Genomic DNA, 21,508 nt, shown 5'->3' on the forward strand with positions numbered 1-21,508 from the left:
TTCCCGAGGGGAGGGCGGACGAGGGCACCGCTGCGCCCCCGGAATAATGACGGCATGATCGACAAGCAGCTCCGCGTCGTCCTGGCCGAGGACTCGGTGATCCTCCGGGACGGAATGGTCGAGCTCCTCACCGCGCGCGGCTGTGCGGTGGTCGCCACCGCCGGTACGGCGCCCGAGCTCATCGCCGCCGTCACCGAGCACCGGCCCGACGTGGCCGTGGTGGACATCCGGATGCCGCCCACCCACACCGACGAGGGGATCCGGGCAGCGGTCGAGATCCGGGCCGCACAGCCCGAGACCGGGATCCTGGTGTTCTCCCAGCACGTGGAGACCGTCTGGGCCGCCCGGCTGCTGGCCGGCGGCGCCGCCGGCATCGGCTACCTGCTGAAGGAGCGGGTCGCCCGCACCTCCGTGTTCGTCGACGCCCTGCACCGGGTGGCCGCAGGCGGTACGGCGCTCGATCCGGAGATCGTCACCGGACTGCTGCAGGGCCGCCGGCGCAGCCGGGTGGACGCCCTCACCCCGCGAGAGCGCGAGGTGCTGGAGCTGATGGCGCAGGGTCATTCCAACCGCTCGATCGCCACCCTGCTCGTGGTGTCGGAGCGCGCGGTGGAGAAGCACGTGGCCGCCGTGTTCACCAAGTTCGACCTGCCCCCGACCGACGCCGACAACCGCCGGGTCAAGGCCGTACTCACCTACCTCGCCGAGAACGGCGCTTCCTGAGCAACGCTCATGAGAGTTGCTCAGGAGGCTGGCCCATGAGCGTTGCTCATGACCGGACCCATGAGCTTTCCTCATGCCCTGGCCCCATGAGTTTTCCTCATGCGCCGCTCCCATGAGCCTGCCTCATGACCCAGCGCCATGAGCTTTCTTCATGACCCAGCCCCATGAGCAACGCTCATGACCAGTCATGAACGCCCCTCACAGCCTGCTCGGCACCTCGGCGCTGACCACCGTCGGCCCGCCCGGCGGGCTGTCCACCCTCAACACCCCGTCCACGGCCGCCAGGCGTTCGGCCAGGCCCGCCAGTCCGGTGCCCGCCCCGATCGCGGCGCCGCCGCGCCCGTCGTCGCGCACCGTCAACCGGACCTTTCCGTCGCCCGCGCTCGCGGTCAGCTCCGCCGACCGCGCGTCGCTGTGCTTGGCGACATTGGTCAGCAGCTCGGCCGCGCAGAAGTAGACGGCTCGCTCGATCACCTCCTCCGGACGCTCCCTCAGGTCCAGCCGGACGGCGACCGGTACCGGCGAGGTGGCGGTGAGCCCGGGCAGCGCCTCCGCCAACCCTCCGTCCAGCGCCACCGGGTGGATGCCCCGGGTCAGCCGGCGCAGGCCCGCGATGGTGTCGTCGGTCTGTCCCCTGGCCCGGTCGACCAGGGTGCGCAGCCGCCCGAGGTCGGGAGCGCCCGGGTCGAGGAGGGCGTCGTCGGCCAGCGAAAGGGTGATGGCGAGCGCGACCAGCTGCGCCTGGGTGCCGTCGTGCAGGTCACGTTCCAGACGCCGCAGCCGGTCGGTGTTCTCGGCGAGCAGGGTGGCCCGGGCGCTCTCCAGTTCGCGCACCCGCTGCTGCGAGCGCACCGGGCCGAGCAGGGTCCGGGCGAGCGCCCGGTTCGCCCGGCTCAGCGCCCGCAGCCCGGCGGGGACGGCTGCCAGCACCAGGAGGCCGACCGGGACCGCGCCCAGGTCCAGCCAGCCGAACGGTCGCGGGCCCGGCTCCATCAGCCGCACCCAGAAGGGGAAGCCCACCAGCCAGAGCGCGCCGAGCGGCAGCCCGACCGCGGCCAGGAAGCCGACCACCCCCAGGGGCAGCCGTACGACGAGGTAGAGCAGGACCCGCCAGGCCACCGGGTCGGTCAGCACCGCCCGGCCGCGGGCGAGAACCCCGGACGGGCGGGGCAGCGGCGGCGGCGCGGGCACCGCCTCAGCGAGCAGCCGAGCGACCAGTCGGCGGTGCAGCCCGCCGATCCGCCGTGCTCCGAGCAGCGCGGCGACCAGGAACGGCAGGCCCAGCACGGTGAGCGAGAGCAGCACCCCCGCGTAGAGGACGGCCAGGGCATAGACCCCTCCGAGCACCCCCAGCGGCAATCCGAGGACGGCGAACGCCGTCTCGCCCCCGCGCACCGCCAGGAGCCGTCGCCGCCCGACCGCCGTCCATCTCACTGCTCGACCACCGTCCACTCACCGTCCACGCGCTGCGCTCCCCATCCCCCCGAGCGGCCCCAGCATCCACCAGTGGCCGCCGGAACCACCACCTCCGATCTCCGACCGCCCCCCCAGCCCGACCCGACCCGACCCAACCCGACCCGGCCCCGCCCGACCCAACCCGACCCGGCCCCGCCCGACCCAACCCGACCCGGCCCAGCCCGACCCAGCCCCGCCCGGCCCCGCCCGACGGCCCGACGCTCTCACCGCCGTCGCCTCACCCCCCGCTCGCCGCTCACCGACGCCACCGCCGAACCGCCGCTCGCCCACACCCCCGTGCCCACGATCCCCGGCACCGTCAGGAGCGCCGCCCCCAGCACCACCCAGGCACACTGCGCGCCGGGTATCACCGGCACCGCCGACCCGCGCACCGCCCAGCTGAACGCTCCCGAGGCGGCGGCCGCCACCGCAGCCCCCAGCAGCACGCCGATCGCCGTGGTCAGGGCCGCTTCCACGGAGAGCATCCGCAGCAGCTGCCGTCGCGTCGACCCGACCAGCCGCAGCAGGGCGAACTCCCGGCGGCGGTCGGCGGTCAGCGCGACCAGGGTGTTGACGGTGGAGACCGCCGCGAAGCAGACCAGCAGCCCGAGTTCCGCCTGTCGCAGCCAGATGTCGCTCGCCTTGGTCACGCTGGTCGCGGCTCCGGTCGCCCGGACCACCCGCTCGGCGGTGCTGGTCATGATGAGCATCGTGCCGGAGAGTCCGACCAGCAGCGCGACCGGCACCACGGCCGAGGAGAGCCGGGCCGCGTAGCCGCGCAGGTTGGCGTCCGCGAGCCAGCCGGCCCGCGGGACGAGCGCCCGGACCGGGGCGCCGAGGACGGCGGACAGCGCCCGGGCCGCCAAGGGCCCGAGCAGTGCGAGCGCGACCAGCAGCACCAGCGAGCCGAGCAGGGCGGCCTGGCCCGCCTTGTCGAGCTCCCCGGCTGGCCGGGTCGCGGCCAGCCGCAGCAGCAGCACGCCGCCCGCCAGCACCGCGACCCCGACCACCGACTGCAGCACGGCCGCACCCCGCAGCCCGCCCGTTCCCGTACCCGTGCCCGTACCCGCGCCCTCGGCCGTTCCCTCGGCCAGGGCGACGGCCGGGGCGGGCCGGGTGACCCGCCAGGCCGAGGCGGCGGACGCCGCCAGGCCGACCAGCAGCGCCACCCCGACCGCGACCGCCATCGGCACCGGCGTCCCGGGTATGTGCAGGCCCGGCGCGGCCATCCCGCGCCGCTGCAGGGCGGTGAGGAAGACCCGGGCGGCCAGCAGGCCTGCCGCACAGCCGGGGACGGCCGCCAGCAGGACGGTCGCCACGACCTGGGCGCGCACCACCCGCCGCACCTGACGGGGCGTCGCCGCGACGGTGCGCAGCAGGGCGAGGTCGCGGTGCTGCTGACGGAGGGTGAAGCCGAGCGCGTTGACCACCACGAACAGTGCGACCAGGACGGCGATCTCACCGAACGCCGCCGCGATCACCAGCACGCCCGGCCCGGCCACCGGCGCCCGCGCCACCGCCCCGGGTGCCGTCACCTGTGCGGCGACCAGCGAGCCGAACAGCGTCACCGTCGCCATCGCGAGGAGCAGCGCCGCGGCCAGTCCAGCGAAGGCCGCCGGGCGGCGCCGGATCTGCCCCACGGACAGGGCCAGCACAGGACTGCCCACCGGACTCACCGAACTCCTCGAACCCACCGGACTTACCGACCCCCTCGAACCCGCCGGACTCACCGCGCTCACCCGCCCATCCGACTCAGCCGGGCACCGACCTGATCGGCGGTCGGACTGACCAGCTCGTCCACCAACAGACCGTCCGCGAGCAGCAGCACCCGGTCCGCGTAGCCGGCGGCCACCGGGTCGTGGGTGACCATCACGCAGGTCTGCCCGTCGACGTCGACGCCCTCGCGCAGCAGGCCGAGGATGTCGTGCCCGGTGGCGCGATCGAGCGCGCCGGTCGGCTCGTCGGCGAACAGCACCTCCGGCCGGGCCACCAGCGCCCGGGCGATCGCCACCCGCTGCTGCTGGCCGCCCGAGAGCTGCCCGGGCCGGTGCCGCTCGCGCCCGGCCAGCCCCACCCGCGACAGCGCCTCCCGTACCCGGGCCCGGCCCGGTGGCTGCCCGGCCAGCCGGCCCGGCAGCTCGACGTTCTGTGCGACGGTCATCGCCGGCATCAGGTTGAAGGCCTGGAACACGAACCCCATCCGGGTCCGCCGCAGCTCCGCCAGCCGCCGCTCGGGCAGCCCGGACACCTCCGTGCCGCCCCACCGGACGGTGCCCCGGGTGGGCCGGTCCATCCCGGCGAGGCAGTGCAGCAGGGTGGTCTTGCCCGAACCCGAGGGCCCCATCACCGCCGTGAACGTCCCCGGCGCGAAGGCCACGGACACCCCGCGCAGTGCCCGGACCACCGCCGTGCCGCGCCCGTATTCGCGGTGCAGCCCATCCCCGCTCAGGGCCGTAGTCGACACCGCGTCCTGCGTCGCCGGGGCCCCGGGGGCCGCGGCTGTCGTCTTCCCGTTCATGCCCTCCATCCTGGGCATCCGGAGCCGCGGGATCGATTGTGCTGGCACCCGAATCGAAGGTTCGGAAAACCGAACCCCGCAGGTGGTGGTAGCACCGGGGCTACGCCCCCTCGTGCTCCTCCCGCTCTCCGCGGCGGTCCCTGCGGCGCCGCCACTGCCGCACCGGCTCCCCCCGGTTGTCGTACCGGTACTCGGGCCAGGCCAGCGGTCCCAGGCGCTCGACCCCCGCCGCCGTGCGCGGGTCGTCCCGCAGGAGGAGGCCGTACGTGCCCTCCAGGCGCACCCGCTGCTCGTCCTCGTCCAGCAGCGCTGCCAGGGCGTCGGCGACCTCGCGCGTACGGTCCGCGGAGGCGGCCAGGGCGGATCCGGCGGCGAGCCGCACGGCGGGCGCCTCGTCACGGGCCAGGGTGAGCAGCGCGGCCCTGGTGCCGGAGGTGACCGGGCAGCCCTGAAGTGCCCAGCCGACGCCGGCCCGGACCTTTTCGTCCGGGTCCAGCGCCGGCCGCCGCACGCAGGCGGTGGCAGCGGCGGACAGCGGGTCGCCGTGGTCCGCACCGAGGCAGCGCGGCACCTCGCGGCGCACCCGCGGGTCCGGATGGTCGGCATGGCGCAGCCCTATGGCCTCCCCCGCGGGATGTTCGCGATTGCCGAGGCCGACGAGCACCTCCGCCGGCACCTCGCCGTCCGGCTCGACCAGCGCCCAGGCGGCGAGCAGGCCGGCCTCCTCGTCCAGGTAGCAGGGGTACCCGTCCTGCCAGGGGACGTCGGCGATGGAGAGGTGGGAGGCGACGAAGCGGCGGTGGGCCGGGTCCGGGTGCCGGTGGTGCGCCATCAGTGCGGACCAGGTCTCCCGGCTGCGCCCGGACGCTGCCGGGCCCGGCGCACCCTAACCCGGCGCAGCCCGGGCGAGCCCGTCGTTTTTCCGCCCCCGGCCTCCCGTCCGCGGAGCTCACGAGGAATCATGATCGGGTGACCATCGACCTGTTGCCCGGCCACGGGGTCCGCCTGCCGGCCCCGCTGCCCGAACTGCGCTTCGGTCTGACCGAGGCCGCGGTGCGCGGGCTGCTGGCCCCGCACGGCGACCTGCTGCCCGGCGGCGTGCGCAACACCTTCGTCTGCGGCTGCCGTTGGGCGCTGGCCTTCCAACTGCCCGGGGTGAGCGTCACCCTCTGCGCGGACGGCCGCGACCGCTTCCGGGGCGTCGGCGTCGGCCGGAACCCGAGCGACGACCGGCCCGCCTGCCCGGTGGGCTACCACGGGGTCGACGTGCTCGGCTGGCCGGCGCACGAACTGGTCGAGGCCCTGCGCGCCGCGGGCCTGTCGGTGCCCGATCCTGCCCACGGCACCCTCCGCTACGACTCGCTCCACCTCTACCGCCACCCGGCCCCGCGCCGGCGGCCGGGCCCGGGGCGGAAGCCGCGCCACGGGGAGCCGTTCACCTTCGATGCCGCGTTCCTCTCCGCACCGGCCGCACCGGCCGACGCACCGGCCGAGCACGCCGAACCTTCGGATCCCTCCGAGGCCGCCGAACGACCCCGCCTCCTCTCCGAGGTCCGTTTCCACGGGGAAGTCCCGTAGCCTGCAGCGACCGCACGGCCGGCAGTCCCATGACCCACCCATCCACAACCCTCGTCATTTCCAAGGGAGTCACCATGACCACTGCCCAGCTGACCGTCGCCGTTCTCGGGCCGGGCGGTGTCGGCGGCCTGATCGCCGGGCTGCTCGCCCGCGACGGCCACCGCGTGATCTGTCTGGCCGGCGAGGAGACCGCCGCCGTGATCGCCCGGGACGGACTGCACGTCCGGAGTGGGCAGTTCGGCGAGTTCACCGCCCGGGTCGAGGCCGCCACCGAGCTGCGCGAGCCGGTGGACGCCGTGTTCGTGACCGTCAAGGAGACCGCGCTGGCCGCCTCGCTCGACCGGCTGCCCGCCCGGACCCTCGGCCCCGCGATCGTGGTGCCGCTGCTCAACGGCCTGGACCACATGGCGCTGCTGCGCGAGCGCTACCCGGCCGCCCGGGTCACGGCCGGCACGATCCGGGTCGAGGCCACCCGGACGGCGCCCGGGCGGATCGAGCACAGCAGCCCGTTCGCGGCCATCGAACTCGCCGGCCCGGTCGAGGAGTTCGCCGAACAGCTACGGCACACCGGACTGGACGTCGCGCTGAACGAGGACGAGACCGCAATGCTGTGGGGCAAGCTCTCCTTCCTCGCGCCGTTCGCACTGCTCACCACCCGCCACGCCAGCGAGATCGGCACCGTGCGCACCGAGCACCGGCCCGAACTCCTGGCCGCCCTGGAGGAGATCACCGCCGTCACCCGGGCGGTCGGCGCACCGGCCGACGCGCAGGACCTGCTCGCCTCCTTCGACTTCATCCCCGCAACGACGAAGTCCTCGATGCAGCGCGACGTGGAGGCCGGCCGCCCGACCGAGCTCGACGCGATCGGCGGCGCCGTCCTGCGGGCCGCCCACGCGCACGGGGTGGCCGTCCCGACCCTCACCCGTCTGGTGAGTGAGCTCTCGAACCCGGCATCGGATTCAGCCGACCACTGACGGTCGACCGCTGACGGTTCCCGGCCACGGATCCAGTCACGAATCCAGCCACGGTTCCAGCCAGGGATCCGACGGCGATTGTCGGGCGTCACCTCGGGGGTAGGACTCGCGGGGTGACGCCTTCCGACCACCGAGGCATTCCCGACCGTGACCGCATCGAGGACTTCCTCCACACCCACGGCGCCGACCGGATCCCGCACCCGGGCGGCACGCTCCTGGTCCATCTACGGCGAGTGGCAGCCCTGTTGGCCACCTGGGGCTGCGCCCCCGCGGTCCAGGCGGCCGGGCTCTGCCATGCCGCCTACGGGACCGACGGCTTCGACCGCACCCTGCTGGCGCTCGACCGGCGGTCGGACCTGGCCGAACTCGTCGGCCTGCCCGCCGAAGCACTCGTCCACCTCTACGCGAGCTGCGACCGGGCCGCCACCTACCCCCGCCTGGGCACGGACGAACGGCCGCTGTTCCGAGACCGGTTCACCGGCGACGACCACACCCCGACGGACGAGGACCTGCGCGCCTTCCTCGCCGTCACCGCCGCCAACGAGCTCGACGTCCTCGCCCACAACGCCGAACTGGCCACCCGCCACGGGCCCGCGCTGTACGGCCTGTTCGCCCGGGTCGACGACCTGCTGCCGCCCACCGCATGGCAGGCCTGCATCGATCTCCTCGGACCGGACGCCACCGATCGACCGCGCCACAACTGACGACACATCATATTCAGCCACCACCACCGAATTCGCCGGACGTTCATCCGTCCGATCGGAACCGTCGTACGCCGAAGTGGCGTTGTCGATGACGGGAGGGATAGTGACATGACAAGGAAGCCGTACCGCCTGGCCGCCACCGCACTCGCGGTGCTCATCGCAGCCCCGTTGTTCACCGCGTGCAAGAACGCCGATCAGGCCCTGGACTGCGGAAAGAAGGCGATCAGTCTCACCGGCGATGTCCAGGACCTCGCCGACTCCGCAGTCAACGTCGGTCAGATCACCGACAAGGAACGCCGCAAACACACCGTCGACGCCTTGAAGAAGATCGTCGAGGATGCCAAGAAGATCCGCCAGGAAGGTGGGAGCAAGCTCGATCCGGCCGCCGACAAGCTCGCCAAGGCCGTGAACGATGCGATCGACAAGGTCTCCAACGGCAAACAGCCCGACATCGGGGCGATCACCAGCGCCGCCGGCGGCCTCACGGCAGCCTGCGCCGACTCCTGACCCGAACCCCCACCCGTACACCCGACCACCCCCCGATCCACCCGATCCCGGCCCGGCACCGACCGGGCCGGGATGACGCCCGGCCTGTCGCCACCGCCCCGCCGCCGCCAGACGATAGGAACGGCACCGGACCGACCGAACCGCACCCCGGAGGCACCGGCGAACCACCCGATCCCGGTACCTGCGTCGGCTCGTCCGGGCCCCGCTCCGCTGCCTCCTGCGGATCGCGGACGGGCCCGCCGTCGTACTCACCGTGTGTTCTTCGGAACCATCCCATGCGCGGCGTGTTCCCGGTCCCTCCCGTTCGCACGCGCTGCCGGCAGGAGCTGCCGGGCTCGCTGCGGGGGTGCCGGTCGCCCTGGCCGGCCGGGGAGGTCCCGAAAGCCGGCGGGTTGCCCTCTGGCGCACGGTCGGCGAAGCCGTGCCGTCCGTAGCCGGTCTCGTGCAGCTCGGCGATGATCTCCGCACCCGCCGTTTTGGCGCGGGCGTGCACCGCGACGGGTCCGATGATGCCGACGGCTGCGCCGAAAGCGCCGGGGAACCGCAGTGGGTGCCTGCGGCCTCGGCGGTGGCCGCGCCCGGTGGTGTGCCCGGGCTGTCGGCGGGCACACGGACGGGTTGAAGAGCGCCCCGGTGGCGGGGCCGCCCCGAGGTTGGCGGAGGTACGGGAGATGACCGGTTTCGACGCGTTCACCGGGCTACTGGACTACCCGATGTACGTCGTGACGGCGGCCGGGCCGGAGCCGGCCGGCTGCCTGGTGGGGTTCGCCGGGCAGTGCTCGATCGATCCGGCGCGGTTCACGGTGTGGCTGTCGAAAGCGAACCGCACCCACGCCGTCGCCCTGGGAGCGCGGGCGCTCGGCGTCCACCTGCTGCCGCCCGACCACCGGCTGGCGGAGTTGTTCGGCGGCCGGACCGGCGACGACTGCGACAAGTTCGCCGAGACGGCCTGGCACCGCGGGCCGGAGGGTGTCCCGGTCCTGGACCGGGCACCGGCCTGGTTCGTCGGCGCGGTGCTGGACCGGGCCGACTGGGGCGACCACACCGGCTTCCTCCTGGAGCCGCGCCACGTCCACGCGCCGGGACCGGCCACGCCCGTGCTCTCGTTCCGCGAGGTGGCGGACATCGAGGCCGGCCACCCGGCCTGACCCGAGTGCCACGAGCCGTGGCGGGCGCCGGCTGACGCCCACCGGCACCCGGCGCCACGCGCCGACGCCCGCCCGGCGGCAAGCACCGGGCGGGCGTCAGTGGTCAGGCGTCAGTGGTCAGGGCGTAAGTGGTCAGGGCGACAGTGGCCCGGCAGTCAGTGGTTCCGCCGGGGAGCAGTCGCAGTCCTCGGCCCGTCGCTCAGCCGCGCAGGGCCCGCACGCGTCAGCCCCGGCTTTCCGCCTGGAACATCCAACTGTGCTTCTCCAACGCAGCCGTGAGTCCGATCAGCAGGTCCTGGCTGACGGGGTCCGCCTTCTCCGTCTCGTCGATCCGCGTCCGCATCCGCTCGATCACGGCCCCGAACGCCTTCACCAGGTGCTCGATCACCACCTCGTCGGCGATCCAGCCCTCGGGGAACCCGGGCAGGCCGCTGGAGGCGGCGATCGTCACGGCCCGTCCGTCGGGGCTGACCCCGATCGCCGCGGCGCGCTCGGCCACCTCGTCGGCGAAGTTGCGTGCGGTGGTGACCACTTCGTCGAGTTGCAGGTGGACGGAACGGAACCGGGGCCCGTAGAGGTTCCAGTGCGCCTGCTTGGCCACCAGGGAGAGGTCCACCAGGTCGACCAGGGCGCCCTGCAGCGCTTCCCCGGTCGTCTTGCGTTCGTCGTCCGGCAGGGGGCTGCTGATGACGATGCCCATCGCTGAATTCCTTCCAAGGTCGGGGAGCCGTCGTCCGGCCTCCGTACGGTGATGGCGGTTCGCCGCCCGGTGCTCCGGTCTCGGTGGAAGCCACCGTGCCCGCACGCGAAGGGGAAGCCCCCGAGGCGTCCGGGACGGGCGCCGACGACCGGCCGGACAGCGGCTGTTCCAGCGGCTTCCCCCGCTGGGGGCACGGAAACCACCCGTCCCGCCGGTGCCCGGCTGCGGCCCGGCGGGTGCATGCGCCCGGCCGGGCGGGGTAGACGGGCGAAGCGGCGGGGCCGGCAGAGCCGGCGCCACTGCCGTCAGGACGTACTGCTCGGATTCGGGAGGCCGCAGGGCTCCCGGTCACGCACCCAGGAGGCGGGACGCCTCGAACTCGGCCCAGATGGTCTTGCCCTGGGCGTGTGGCTCGGCGCCCCAGCGGTCGGCGATCCGCTGCACGATGAACAGGCCGTGGCCGCCGGGCTGTGCGGGGTGGTGCGGTTCCCGGGGGGCGGGCATGTCGGTGCTGCGGTCGCTGATCTCGATCCGCAGCCGGTCCGGGGTGAGGTCGAGGACCAGTTCCAGCGGGCCGTCGCCGTGCAGCATGGCGTTGCCGACGAGCTCGGCGACCACCAGGACGACGTCCTCGACGGTCTCCCCGCCGGCCCCGGGGCCGGGGACGGACGCGAACCAGTCGCTCAGCGCACGGACGGTGTGGGCCCTGGCGCGGGCGACCGGCTTGGGGAGGCCGGCGAGGGGCAACCGTCTGCGCTGCCCGCCGGAGGGCAGCACGAGCCCGCCCGCGAGCGGGTCACCGTCCAGGGTTCCCCGGCTCATCGACATCTAAGGGCACCCTTCCGGATCGACGACTCTCGCAGCTCGGTTTCCCGGCAGCTCCGGGATTATGCCTCTCCCCGTGCGCCGCCCGGTAGCCGGGCGCGCCGGCCCGGCACTCGGACAGCCCGCCGCTCGGACAGCCCGGCGCTCGGGCGGTCAGGCGACCGGACGCTCGCGCGGGCCCGCGCTCGGGCAGGCCCGCGCTCACCCGGTCACACGCGCTCACCCGGTCACACGCTCACCCGGTCGGCACGCAGGGCCTCCTCGACCGTCTCGTGGATCGTGAACACCGTTCGCGCGCCGGTCAGTTCCAGCACCCGCAGCACCGTCGGCGCCACCGCCGCGAGCCGCAGGTGCAACCCCTCCTTCTCGGCCGCGATGCGCGTCCGGAGCAGCAGGTTCAGCCCGGAGGAGTCGCAGAAGGCGACCTCCCTCAGGTCGATGACCAGTGCGGACGGGCGCCGCGCGACCAGCTCGGCGAGCTCCTCGGCGGCCGAGGCCAGCGTCTCGATATCGAGGTCGCCCGCGAGCGCGCACACCGCCGCCCCGGTCTCCGTGGTGCGGCTGCGCAGGACCAGGCCGGGCCTGGGTGCGGCCGCCAGGGCCGCTTCGCCCTGGCCGTTGTCGGATGGCATCATCGTCGTCCCCTCCATGTCCGTGCCTTCCGACCATACGTAGGCCGGGCCACTGCGCCAAACACGGCCCTCGGCGACCGTCAGTCGCCGACCAGCCCTTCCCGCAGCTTCCGCAGGGTGCGGCTCAGCAGCCGGGAGACGTGCATCTGGGAGAGCCCGAGGCGGGCCCCGATCTGGGTCTGCGTCAGGTCCTCGCAGAAGCGCATGGAGAGGATGAGCCGCTCCCGCTCCGGCAGTGCGGCCACCAGCGGCTTGAGCGCCACCAGGTCCTCGACCCGGGACAGGCGCCGGTCCTCCTCGCCGAGGCGTTCGCCCAGCGCGCCGGGGCCGTCCTCGTCCTCCGCGCCGCCGAGGTCCAGCGAGCCCGCGGTGTGGCCGTTGGCCGCGGTCAGCCCCTCGACGACCTCCTCGACCGGGAGCGACAGGTGCTCGGCGAGTTCGGCGGGCGTGGGGGCGCGGTCGAGTTCCTGCGACAGCTTCTCCTGGGCCCTGGCAAGGACGATGCGCAGTTCCTGGAGCCGCCGGGGCACGTGCACGGCCCAGGTGGTGTCGCGGAAGTGGCGCCGCAGCTCACCGAGGACGGTCGGCATCGCGAACGTGGTGAACTCCACACCGAGGTCCGGGTCGAACCGGTCGATGGCCTTCACCAGGCCGACTGCGCCCACCTGGAGGAGGTCCTCCCTGGGCTCGCGGTGTGAGGTGAAGCGGCGGATCGCGAACTTCACCAGGGAGAGGTTCATCTCCACCAGGGTGTTGCGGACGTACGAGTACTCCCTCGTCCCCTCCTCCAGCGTGGCGAGGCGGCGCAGCAGGACGCGGGTGAGTTCCCGCGCGTCGGCCGGCGCCATCTCGCGCAGGTCCTCCCCCTGGGGCAGGTCGGCCGGGAGCAGCTCCCGTGTCCTCCCGGCCGGGACGGTTGTGGGGGCGAGCAGTTCACCGGTGGGCGTGAGCATCCGAGTCCTTTCCCGCGACGGTACGACGGGGCCCTGCTACCCCGGAGCGCGAGATCGATGCAGCCGCGCGTCGTGAAGGTTTCATGAAGACCGCGTCGCACCGGATCCGCCGTCCGGAGCACCTCCCTCCCTGGTCGCAGACGTTTCCGGCGGCGTCGGCGCTGGGGTAGCCTCCGTGACGGTACGCACCGCACCCGACCCACGACCGGATCCATCCGCCCGGGTTCGGCTATGCCCACGACCGGATGCGGGCCACGGCCCGGCGTTCTACGGAGGCGACCTTCGATGGCTGGCCCGACCACGATCAACGGCTCGCAGCACCGCCCGGCGCACGGGCCGGAGGCCGCGCTGGGCAACGAGCCCGAACTGCGGCAACTGCTGGCCGGCCTGACGGCCGTCCGGGACGGCGACTTCAGCACCAAGCTCCCCGACGACGCGCACGGGCTGCTGGGCGAGATCGCCTCGGTGTTCAACGGCATGGTCGACCAGCTGTCGCACTTCACCTCCGAGGTGACGCGCGTCGCGCGGGAGGTCGGCACCGAGGGCCGCCTCGGCGGCCAGGCGCAGGTTCCCGGGGTTTCCGGCACCTGGGCGGACCTCACCGACTCGGTCAACGCGATGGCCGGCAACCTGACCTGGCAGGTGCGCGGAATCGCCCAGGTCACCACGGCGGTGGCGCGCGGCGACCTCACCCAGAAGATCGAAGTCGACGCCCGGGGCGAGATCCTGGAGCTCAAGAACACCGTCAACACGATGGTCGACCAGCTCTCCTCGTTCGCCGGGGAGGTCACCCGGGTCGCCCGGGAGGTCGGCACCGAGGGCATCCTCGGCGGCCAGGCCCGGGTCGTCGGCGTCTCGGGGACCTGGCGCGACCTGACCGACTCGGTGAACTCCATGGCGGGAAACCTCACGGGCCAGGTCCGGGCGATCGCCCAGGTGGCCACCGCGGTCGCCGAGGGCGACCTGTCGCAGAAGATCACCGTCACCGCCCGGGGCGAGATCCTGGAGCTGAAGGAGACCATCAACACGATGGTCGACCAGCTCTCCTCGTTCGCCGACGAGGTCACCCGGGTCGCCCGCGAGGTCGGCACGGAGGGGCGGCTCGGCGGCCAGGCCAAGGTCGAGGGCGTCTCCGGCACCTGGAAGCGGCTGACCGAGAACGTCAACGAGCTGGCCGGCAACCTGACCCGGCAGGTCCGGGCGATCGCCGAGGTCACCAGCGCCGTCGCGGCCGGAGACCTCACCCGCTCGATCACCGTGGACGCCTCCGGGGAGGTCGCCGACCTCAAGGACAACGTCAACTTCATGGTGGAGTCCCTGCGCGAGACCACCCGCGCCAACGAGGAACAGGACTGGCTGAAGACCAACCTCGCCCGCTTCTCCGCCCTGATGCAGGGCCGGCGCGACCTCGGCGTCGTCGCCGAGTCCGTGATGGACGAACTCGCCCCGCTGGTGGGCGCGCAGTGCGGTGCCTTCTACCTCGCCGAGGACAGCCCGGACGGGACGATCCTCCAGCTGGTCGGCTCCTACGCGTTCCCCGACGGCGAGCGCCCCACCCGCTTCCGCCTCGGCGAGTCCTTCGTCGGCCAGGCCGCCCGCAGCCGGCGCACCATCAGCGTCGACGCGCTGCCGGCCGGTTACCTCCCCGCCTCCTCCGGCCTCGGCCGCACCGACTTGCTGTCCCTGATGGTGCTGCCGATCGTGGTCGAGGACCAGGTCCTCGGCGTCATCGAGCTGGCCTCCGTCAAGCCGTTCACCCAGGTCCACCGGGACTTCCTGGAACAGCTGATGGAGACCATCGGCGTCAACGTCAACACCATCATCGCCAACGCCCGTACCGACGAGCTGCTCGGCGAATCCCAGCGACTCACCGCCGAACTCCAGGCCCGTTCCGAGGAACTCCAGGCCCGACAGGAGGAACTCCAGTTCTCCAACGCCGAGTTGGAGGACAAGGCGGAACTCCTCGCCGCCCAGAACCGCGATATCGAGACGAAGAACCTGGAGATCGAGCAGGCCCGCCAGGAGCTGGAGGACCGCGCGCACCAGCTCTCCCTGGCCTCCAAGTACAAGTCGGAGTTCCTGGCCAACATGAGCCACGAACTGCGCACGCCGCTCAACAGCCTGCTCATCCTGGCCCAGTTGCTCGCCCAGAACCCCACCAGGAACCTGACCGCCAAGCAGGTCGAGTACGCCGGCATCATCCACTCCGCCGGCTCCGATCTGCTCCAGCTCATCAACGACATCCTCGACCTGTCCAAGGTCGAGGCCGGCAAGATGGATCTGAACGTCGACGCGGTGCCGCTGCGCGCGCTGCTGGACTACGTCGAGGCCACCTTCCGCCCGATGACCGGGCAGAAGAACCTCGCCTTCGCCGTCCACACGGCGTCCGGCGTCCCCGGCGAGCTCCTCACCGACGACTACCGGCTGCGCCAGGTGCTGCGCAACCTGCTGTCCAACGCCGTCAAGTTCACCGAGCACGGCAAGGTCGAGCTGCGCATCGAACCCGCCCTCGAAGCCGAACTCCCGGACGGTGTCCGGCGCGGCGGCCCGGTGCTCGCCTTCCGGGTGACCGACACCGGCATCGGGATCGCGCCCCAGCACCTGGAGACCGTCTTCGGCGCCTTCCAACAGGCCGACGGCACCACCAGCCGCAAGTACGGCGGCACTGGCCTCGGACTGTCCATCAGCCGCGAGATCGCCTTCCTGCTCGGCGGCGCCATCACCGTCGAGAGCACCCTCGGCCAGGGCACCGTCTTCACCCTCTACCTCCCCGCCGAGCACTCCGAGGTCACCGCCGGCGAACCGGCGTCGCCCCCCGGAACGCCGGGTGGCACCGCCGCGGGGCCCTCCCCGGACCAGCCCGTCGATCCCGCCGACGACGCCTCCTCCGAACGGCCGCGGCGACTCCTCGTCGTGGAGGGTCGGCCCAGCGGCCTGCTGACCCTCGTCGCGGAGAACGCCGTGGCCGACCTCGCCCGCTACTCCGCCGGGCACCGGCAGGTCGAGGTCGTCACCGCCGTCGGCGCCCAGGAGGCCGCCACCGCACTGGCCACCGCGCCGTGCCATTGCGTCGTCCTGGAACTCGACCTGCCGGACGGCGCGGCCGCCGCGCTGCTGGCCGACATAGAGGGCGACCCGGCCCTGCACACCGTGCCGGTGCTGGCGCACAACAACCGCGGCGTCACCGGCGAGCGCGCGGACTCCGTCTCCCGGCCGAGCGGACAGCCACTCGAACTGATCGCCAGCCTCGACGAGTTGCGTGAGCGGATCGCCCTCCACATGAGCGCCGACCGCCCCGGCGGCGCGCTCCCGCCCGGACGCGGCACGGACCGGATGCCCTCCTGGAGCCCCGGCGCCGAACCGGCGCTGGCCGGACGCACGGCCCTGGTGGTCGACGACGACGACCGCAACCTCTACGCGATCACCAGCATCCTGGAGCTGCACGGCATGCACGTCCTCCAGGCCGAGAACGGGCGCGCCGCGCTGGAGTCGCTCACCGCCCACCCCGGCATCGACGTGATCCTGATGGACGTGATGATGCCGGAGATGGACGGGTACACGGCCACTGCGGCGATCCGCGCCATGCCCGAGCACGAGGGCCTGCCGATCATCGCCGTGACCGCCAAGGCGATGATCGGCGACCGGGAGAAGAGCCTGGCCGCGGGCGCGAGCGACTACATCACCAAACCGGTCGACGCCGACGAGGTGATCAGCCGGATCACGCACCACCTCACGCGGTAGGGCCCGTCCGGCGGATCTTGCCGGACAGGCCCCGGCCGCCGACCGGAGCAGCAGCCCAGACCCCAGGAGCCACCACCGTGCAGCACCCCGACGAGCAGCTCGCGAAGGGCCGCCCCGCGATGGAACCGGCCGTCGGTACCCCCAGGGTCGGGGCCCAGCGCGGTTCGACCGGCCCGGAGGCGCCCGCCACCCGGGAGCCGGAGCCTGACCGCACGGCCACGGCGGTGGGCCGGCTCGCCGGCACGGTGGAGCGCCTGCGCCGGGAGCTGGACCAGGCGCAGGCCGACTCGGCGGGGCGGGCCGTGCTGGAGATGGCGGTCGGCGTGCTGGTGGAGCGCCTGCACTGCGGCCCCACCGAAGCCGCCCGGCAGTTGGAGGGCCTCGCCGAGCAGGCAGGGGTGACGACGCTGGCGCTGGCCGCCGACCTGCTCAACCAGGCCGCGTCGGACCAGATCTCGGCGCTCGCCCGCGAGTTCGTGGCCGGCGCCGTGACCCGCTCCGACGGGGCGGCCCGAACGGACGAGGCCGCCCGAACGGACGGGGCGGCCGGGACCGGCGGCGCGGTCCGGCCGGTCCGGGCCGGGGTGGGCGCCGGTGCGGCGGCCAGGAGCGCGGATCCGGTCGCGTTGCGTCTGCGCAGCACCGAGGCGGACACGATCGCGGGCGGCGACGCCGCGACGGCGGCCCGCTCCATGCTGGAGCACGCCCTGCGCCCGCTGGGCGTGGCCGCGGTGGCGATCTGGGCCGCCCACCCCGACCTCTCGCTGTCCCTCGCGGGCAGCGCCGGCTTCCAGCCGGAGGAGGCCCGGCGCTGGCGCCACGTCCCGCCCGGCGTCCCGACGCCGGCCCGCCGGGCCCTGGACGAACGCACGGCCATCGGCTACCACATGCTCGCCGACGCCTCGCTGCCCTCCATCGGCCAGCACGATGTCCGCGGTGGGCGGCTGGCCGTGCCGGCCGGCGTCGGCGGCCGGCTGATCGGCGTCCTGGAGATCTGCTGGCGCGAGGGCCTGCCCGAGCAGTCCCAGCCGCTGCAACGGCAGTTCGAGGCCCTCGCCGAGGTGGCGGCCGCCACGCTGGAGTCCTGGGAGCCCCGGGAGTTCCCCGCGGCCGACCTGGCCGACGCCCGGTTCGACGAGTTGCGGCAGCTCACGGACGGCCTCTTCGACCCCTGTCTGGTCCTCCGGGTGGCACCGGAGGACGGCGAGGTGCCGCCGCGGTTCCTGGTGCGGCACGTCAACCCGTCCTTCGTGGACTTCGCCGGCCGGCCCACGAGCGCGATCGTGGGCACCCGGCTGCTGGAGGCGTACCCGCTCGCAGCGGAACCGGGGGGCCTCGCCGAGAAGGTCGAGCACGTCTTCGCCACCGGAGAGCCGTTCCGGACCCCGGACATGCGGCTGGCCGCCCTGGTCGACGGGGTGCCGCTGACCACCCGGGCGCAGGTGAGCATCAGCCGGCACGGCCCCCATCTGGTGGTCGTCTGGCGGCTGGACGACGGCACGCCACGGGTCGCCCGGCTGCTCCAGCACGCGCAGCGCCTGGGCCGGATCGGCGGCTTCGAGGAGAACCTGCGCACGCGTCAGATCGTCTGGAACGACAGCCTGTACGAGCTGCACGGGCTGCCGCCCACCGCGCAGCCGATCTCCATCGACCAACTGGCCGAGCACGCCCACCCGGACGACCGGCACACCATCGGCCGGTTCCTGCGCACCCTGCTGCACCACCGCCGGCCGGCCTCCACCGCCTTCCGGCTCCAGCGCCCCGACGGCGTCACCCGGCACATCCGGGTCGTGGCGGAGCCGGTGCGCGATCCGCAGAGCCGGCTGCGCCTGGTACGCGGCGCCTACCAGGACATCTCCGCCCAGCACTGGACGGAGGTCGCGCTCGCCGCCACCCGAGACCAGCTGGCCCAGAGCGAGCAGCAGGCCGCCGAGCGCAGCCGCCTCGCCCTCCAGCTCCAGCACGCCATCATGCCGCCCGCCCGGGGCCCGCTCGACCTGCACGACCTGCACGTGGCCGTCCGCTACCGCCCCGCCGAGAAGGACCACCTCGTCGGCGGCGACTGGTACGACGCGCTCGCGCTGCCGACCGGCGACGTCCTGCTGTGCGTCGGCGACGTCGCCGGGCACGGCATCGAGGCCGCCACCGGCATGGTCGCCCTGCGCAACGCCCTGCGCGGCCTGGCCGCCACCGGCGCCGGGCCGGGCCAGCTGCTCAGCTGGCTGAACAGCGTCACCCACCACCTCACCGACAACGTCACGGCCACCGCCGTCTGCGGGCTGTACGAGCCGGCGACCCGCCGGCTGCGCTGGGCCCGGGCCGGCCACCCGCCGCCGGTGCTGCTGCGCGACGGCCGGGCGAGGACCCTTCCGCAGGTGGGCGGCATCCTGCTGGGCGCCCTGGACCAGGCGGACTACGAGGAGGACGAGTTCGTCCTGGAGACCGGCGATACCCTGGTGATGTACACCGACGGGTTGATCGAACGCCGTGACGAGTCCCTCCAGGCGTCACTGACCAACCTGACGGCGCTCACCGAACGGGCCCACCGCGACGCGGGCGTCGGCGCCAACGGCCTCGAAGGGCACCTGGACCACCTGCTGCAGTACAGCAGCGCCGACACCGACGACGACACCTGCCTGGTCGGCGTGGCGGTGCGCCGACCGGACAGCTGAGTCCGGCGGCGGTCCCGTAGCCCAGGCCCGCCCGCGGGGGAGCCTCCCCTGGCATCACGAGGAGTGGGGAGTCGGCCGAGCCGACTTCCCACTCCTCACCGTCAGCCCGGCTGCGGCAGCCTATTCGTAGTAGCGGCGCTCCTCGACCACTTCGTCGGCGTCCACTCTCCGACCCATGCGCCGGCGCCGGAACACGTTGACGTAAGTGATCATTCCCAGCAGGCCGGCGGCCATGAGGATCCAGCCGACCATGTGGACGTTGATGCCCTTCAGATGCCAGTCCGTGGCGAAGGCCATGACGGCGCCGAGGGCGAACAACCCGATGCAGCCACCGATACCCATGCTGTCTCACTCCTCGTCAGTCGGCTTGTCCCTCGACTGCCCCGAATCCGGGATCGGATGCCGGCGGCGACGAACCTTCCCGGAAGACGGCGGGTCCGGCCTCCTGCGACCAGCGGTCAGCGGCGAACGTGCAGGGCGCAGATGTCATCGCGGCGGTCGGCCGGCTTGACCAGTGCCCGGACGAGCCCCTCCAGGAACGGTTTGTCACCGTTGCGCTCCACTACCGTGCGAGCCAGTCGTGACAGGGCTTCGTCGAGTGGCTCACCCGGGTTCTCGATCAGGCCGTCGGTGTAGAGGAGGAGTTCGTCGCCGGGCGACAGGTCGAGCGTCGAAGCCTCGTAGCGAGGAGTGTCGGTGGCTCCGAGCAGGATGCCCGCCGGGGTCGGCAGGTAGCGGGCCTCACCCTGGCGCAGGAGCAGCGGCGGGAGGTGTCCGGCCTGGACCCAGGTGAGCCGGGAGGTCTCCGGCTGGTAGCAGGCCATGATCATGGTGGCGGTGCTGTACGGCCGGTCCGCGGCGTGCAGCAGCAGGGTGTTGAGGCGGTGGAGGATCTCCGGCAGAGGCGTGCCGGTGATGGCCATGCCCTTCGCCGTGAAGCGCAGGAGGGCCATCGTGGCCACCGCGTCGAGACCGTGGCCCGCGACGTCTCCGACCACCAGCAGGGCGCTGCCGTCCGGCAGTTCGACGGCGCTGTACCAGTCACCGCCGAGATTCAGCCCTTCCTGAACGGGTTGGTAGGCGACGTCGACGACGAGGCCGGCCAGGTCGAGCACCTGTTGCGACACGGGGAGCAGCGTGTTCTGGAGCCGGGCGGCGAGGTCCCGCTCGGCCGCCAGCAGGCCCTGGTGCGCGAGCACCGCCTGCTGGTGCTCCAGCAGCTGCTGCTCGGAGCGCTTGACGGCCGTGAGGTCCTGGAACAACCCGTGGAGCTCGATCGGGTCGCCGTGCGCGTCCGTTTCGGCTTCGGCGACGATCCGGACGTGTCGCACCTCTCCTGCGGACAGGAGGATGCGGACGGTGCGGTCGATCCGCTCGCCGCTCGTCATCAACCGCCGGACCTCGTCCTCCAGGGCCTCGCGGTCGGTCCCCGCCGCTTGGGCGGCGAGGTCCCGCAGTGCCACCGGTCCCGGTGACCCGCTCCTGCCGAAGATCGAATAGACCTCGGGGGACCAGGTGATCTCGTCGCGGAGCAGATCGTGGTCCATCCAGCCGGTCCTGGCCAGGCGCTGCATCAGTGCCTGCCTGCGTTGCCTCCGTTCGTGGGTGTCGAGGCGGGACCACGAGACGATCAGCCCGCGTCCGCAGGGCACCGCCCTCACCGTGTAGCGGGACAACCTCGGGATGCCGGCCGCGACTTCCTCGTAGTCCAGCTCACCTTCGTAGCGGACGCCGGTCATGTACGCGCTGCGGTATCCCTGCCAGAGATCGCTTCCGGCCACCCCGGGATACGTCTCCAGGATGCTTCGCCCCAGCAGCTCCCGGCCTCGGCGCCCGGCGATGTCGACCGCCTCCGGCGACGTCGCGGCGAAACGGAAGTCCACCACCTCCTCGTGCGCGTCGAAGACCGGCTCCAGCAGGACCATCGACCCGAAGGAGGCATCCAGAACGTCCTGGAGCGCGGGCTCCCGTGCTGTGCCGCCCGTCGTGGAACTGGTCTCAGCGCTCGTCCCGGGCGCCGGTCGGTCGTGGTCGGTCATGTGAGGAGCATGCCACGTCGTGAGCGGGCCGCTGTTCGTCGGGGCTCGGTGCCCGCGGTCCGACGACCGGTAGGGCCGGGGCCCGGCCAACTCCCCCTCCACGGGCCGCAGACGCGGACCGCTCACCCCTCAACGTCTCAATGCGCGCACCGCCAGGACGGCGACCAGGATCAGGACGACGACGCTGCGCCCCGAGCGGGTGACGCCGTCCGCCGGGGCCGTCGACCGGCAACCACCCGTACGGGGGAGCGCCGGCCCCGAGGTGCCGGCCACGGCGAAGCTTCGTTCGTCCGAGGTTTCGCTCCGGCTCGTCGAACGCACCGGTGCCGCAGGCCTGTT

Annotated in this window: 18 protein-coding genes; 8 read left to right on the forward strand and 10 right to left on the reverse strand. The window is 73.3% G+C overall.

Annotation, left to right across the window (positions count from 1 at the left end):
• Positions 1–54: 54 nt before the first annotated feature.
• Positions 55–723 carry a response regulator transcription factor gene (locus BX285_RS35440; protein WP_121179633.1) on the forward strand — a complete coding sequence of 223 codons (669 nt, stop codon included), beginning with the start codon at positions 55–57 and terminating at the stop codon, positions 721–723.
• A 198-nt stretch (positions 724–921) separates the two neighbouring features.
• Here BX285_RS35440 and BX285_RS35445 read toward each other — a convergent pair whose 3' ends face one another.
• The 4 genes from BX285_RS35445 to BX285_RS35460 all read right to left on the reverse strand — a co-directional run bounded on the left by BX285_RS35445 (position 922) and on the right by BX285_RS35460 (position 5,528).
• Complete coding sequence (locus BX285_RS35445) at positions 922–2,157, reverse strand: sensor domain-containing protein (RefSeq protein WP_121179634.1); 1,236 nt, start codon at positions 2,155–2,157, stop codon at positions 922–924.
• Between the two features lie 245 nt (positions 2,158–2,402).
• A complete protein-coding gene (locus BX285_RS35450) occupies positions 2,403–3,833 on the reverse strand; it encodes an FtsX-like permease family protein (RefSeq protein WP_121179635.1) in 1,431 nt (476 codons plus the stop codon).
• Positions 3,834–3,913: 80 nt separating this feature from the next.
• Positions 3,914–4,696, reverse strand: coding sequence for an ABC transporter ATP-binding protein (locus tag BX285_RS35455; RefSeq protein ID WP_121179636.1), 783 nt, complete (start codon positions 4,694–4,696; stop codon positions 3,914–3,916).
• Between the two features lie 100 nt (positions 4,697–4,796).
• Entirely contained in the window at positions 4,797–5,528 is a 732-nt protein-coding gene (locus tag BX285_RS35460) for a HEAT repeat domain-containing protein (RefSeq protein WP_121179637.1), read from the reverse strand.
• A gap of 137 nt (positions 5,529–5,665) precedes the next feature.
• Between BX285_RS35460 and BX285_RS35465 the strand changes: the two genes are divergently transcribed.
• The 5 genes from BX285_RS35465 (at position 5,666) to BX285_RS35485 (ending at position 9,607) form a co-directional block, all read left to right on the forward strand.
• Positions 5,666–6,274 (forward strand): hypothetical protein, encoded by a 609-nt coding sequence (locus BX285_RS35465; protein ID WP_121179638.1) that lies wholly within the window; start codon positions 5,666–5,668, stop codon positions 6,272–6,274.
• Positions 6,275–6,348: 74 nt separating this feature from the next.
• Entirely contained in the window at positions 6,349–7,248 is a 900-nt protein-coding gene (locus BX285_RS35470) for a ketopantoate reductase family protein (RefSeq protein ID WP_121179639.1), read from the forward strand.
• Positions 7,249–7,361: 113 nt separating this feature from the next.
• Positions 7,362–7,952 carry a DUF6817 domain-containing protein gene (locus BX285_RS35475; RefSeq protein WP_259470995.1) on the forward strand — a complete coding sequence of 197 codons (591 nt, stop codon included), beginning with the start codon at positions 7,362–7,364 and terminating at the stop codon, positions 7,950–7,952.
• A gap of 108 nt (positions 7,953–8,060) precedes the next feature.
• Positions 8,061–8,459, forward strand: coding sequence for a hypothetical protein (locus BX285_RS35480; RefSeq protein ID WP_097234587.1), 399 nt, complete (start codon positions 8,061–8,063; stop codon positions 8,457–8,459).
• 671 nt (positions 8,460–9,130) lie between these two features.
• The gene (locus BX285_RS35485) at positions 9,131–9,607 is read left to right on the forward strand and encodes a flavin reductase family protein (protein ID WP_121179640.1); all 477 of its coding nucleotides are present in this window, start codon (positions 9,131–9,133) and stop codon (positions 9,605–9,607) included.
• 223 nt (positions 9,608–9,830) lie between these two features.
• On the opposite strand, the gene BX285_RS35490 is transcribed toward BX285_RS35485, so the two are convergent.
• The 4 genes from BX285_RS35490 to BX285_RS35505 all read right to left on the reverse strand — a co-directional run bounded on the left by BX285_RS35490 (position 9,831) and on the right by BX285_RS35505 (position 12,717).
• Positions 9,831–10,307, reverse strand: a complete 477-nt coding sequence (locus BX285_RS35490; protein ID WP_121179641.1) for a Dps family protein — start codon at positions 10,305–10,307, stop codon at positions 9,831–9,833.
• 348 nt (positions 10,308–10,655) lie between these two features.
• Complete coding sequence (locus BX285_RS35495; protein ID WP_097234591.1) at positions 10,656–11,135, reverse strand: ATP-binding protein; 480 nt, start codon at positions 11,133–11,135, stop codon at positions 10,656–10,658.
• 224 nt (positions 11,136–11,359) lie between these two features.
• A complete protein-coding gene (locus BX285_RS35500) occupies positions 11,360–11,767 on the reverse strand; it encodes an STAS domain-containing protein (protein ID WP_259470996.1) in 408 nt (135 codons plus the stop codon).
• 77 nt (positions 11,768–11,844) lie between these two features.
• Positions 11,845–12,717, reverse strand: coding sequence for a SigB/SigF/SigG family RNA polymerase sigma factor (locus tag BX285_RS35505; protein WP_121179642.1), 873 nt, complete (start codon positions 12,715–12,717; stop codon positions 11,845–11,847).
• A 285-nt stretch (positions 12,718–13,002) separates the two neighbouring features.
• Between BX285_RS35505 and BX285_RS35510 the strand changes: the two genes are divergently transcribed.
• Together BX285_RS35510 and BX285_RS35515 are read left to right on the forward strand one after the other, a co-directional pair.
• Complete coding sequence (locus BX285_RS35510; protein WP_218893047.1) at positions 13,003–16,458, forward strand: HAMP domain-containing protein; 3,456 nt, start codon at positions 13,003–13,005, stop codon at positions 16,456–16,458.
• A 119-nt stretch (positions 16,459–16,577) separates the two neighbouring features.
• The gene (locus BX285_RS35515; RefSeq protein ID WP_121179782.1) at positions 16,578–19,130 is read left to right on the forward strand and encodes a SpoIIE family protein phosphatase; all 2,553 of its coding nucleotides are present in this window, start codon (positions 16,578–16,580) and stop codon (positions 19,128–19,130) included.
• A gap of 120 nt (positions 19,131–19,250) precedes the next feature.
• Here BX285_RS35515 and BX285_RS35520 read toward each other — a convergent pair whose 3' ends face one another.
• Both BX285_RS35520 and BX285_RS35525 read right to left on the reverse strand, forming a co-directional pair.
• Complete coding sequence (locus BX285_RS35520; RefSeq protein ID WP_097234595.1) at positions 19,251–19,472, reverse strand: DUF6458 family protein; 222 nt, start codon at positions 19,470–19,472, stop codon at positions 19,251–19,253.
• 116 nt (positions 19,473–19,588) lie between these two features.
• On the reverse strand, positions 19,589–21,169 hold the full coding sequence (locus BX285_RS35525; RefSeq protein WP_121179643.1) for a PP2C family protein-serine/threonine phosphatase: 1,581 nt from the start codon (positions 21,167–21,169) through the stop codon (positions 19,589–19,591).
• Positions 21,170–21,508 lie beyond the last annotated feature (339 nt).

The sequence above is a fragment of the Streptomyces sp. 1114.5 genome (genome assembly GCF_003635085.1).
GTDB lineage: Bacteria > Actinomycetota > Actinomycetes > Streptomycetales > Streptomycetaceae > Kitasatospora.

Excerpts from the sequence above, each read along its gene's own strand:
- BX285_RS35510 (WP_218893047.1), top strand. The coding sequence starts at position 13,003 with ATGGCTGGCCCGACCACGATCAACGGCTCGCAGCACCGCCCGGCGCAC.
- BX285_RS35470 (WP_121179639.1), top strand. The coding sequence starts at position 6,349 with ATGACCACTGCCCAGCTGACCGTCGCCGTTCTCGGGCCGGGCGGTGTC.
- BX285_RS35460 (WP_121179637.1), bottom strand. The coding sequence starts at position 5,528 with ATGGCGCACCACCGGCACCCGGACCCGGCCCACCGCCGCTTCGTCGCC.
- BX285_RS35495 (WP_097234591.1), bottom strand. The coding sequence starts at position 11,135 with ATGTCGATGAGCCGGGGAACCCTGGACGGTGACCCGCTCGCGGGCGGG.
- BX285_RS35455 (WP_121179636.1), bottom strand. The coding sequence starts at position 4,696 with ATGAACGGGAAGACGACAGCCGCGGCCCCCGGGGCCCCGGCGACGCAG.
- BX285_RS35490 (WP_121179641.1), bottom strand. The coding sequence starts at position 10,307 with ATGGGCATCGTCATCAGCAGCCCCCTGCCGGACGACGAACGCAAGACG.
- BX285_RS35515 (WP_121179782.1), top strand. The coding sequence starts at position 16,578 with ATGGAACCGGCCGTCGGTACCCCCAGGGTCGGGGCCCAGCGCGGTTCG.
- BX285_RS35485 (WP_121179640.1), top strand. The coding sequence starts at position 9,131 with ATGACCGGTTTCGACGCGTTCACCGGGCTACTGGACTACCCGATGTAC.
- BX285_RS35440 (WP_121179633.1), top strand. The coding sequence starts at position 55 with ATGATCGACAAGCAGCTCCGCGTCGTCCTGGCCGAGGACTCGGTGATC.
- BX285_RS35480 (WP_097234587.1), top strand. The coding sequence starts at position 8,061 with ATGACAAGGAAGCCGTACCGCCTGGCCGCCACCGCACTCGCGGTGCTC.
- BX285_RS35520 (WP_097234595.1), bottom strand. The coding sequence starts at position 19,472 with ATGGGTATCGGTGGCTGCATCGGGTTGTTCGCCCTCGGCGCCGTCATG.
- BX285_RS35525 (WP_121179643.1), bottom strand. The coding sequence starts at position 21,169 with ATGACCGACCACGACCGACCGGCGCCCGGGACGAGCGCTGAGACCAGT.
- BX285_RS35500 (WP_259470996.1), bottom strand. The coding sequence starts at position 11,767 with ATGATGCCATCCGACAACGGCCAGGGCGAAGCGGCCCTGGCGGCCGCA.
- BX285_RS35505 (WP_121179642.1), bottom strand. The coding sequence starts at position 12,717 with ATGCTCACGCCCACCGGTGAACTGCTCGCCCCCACAACCGTCCCGGCC.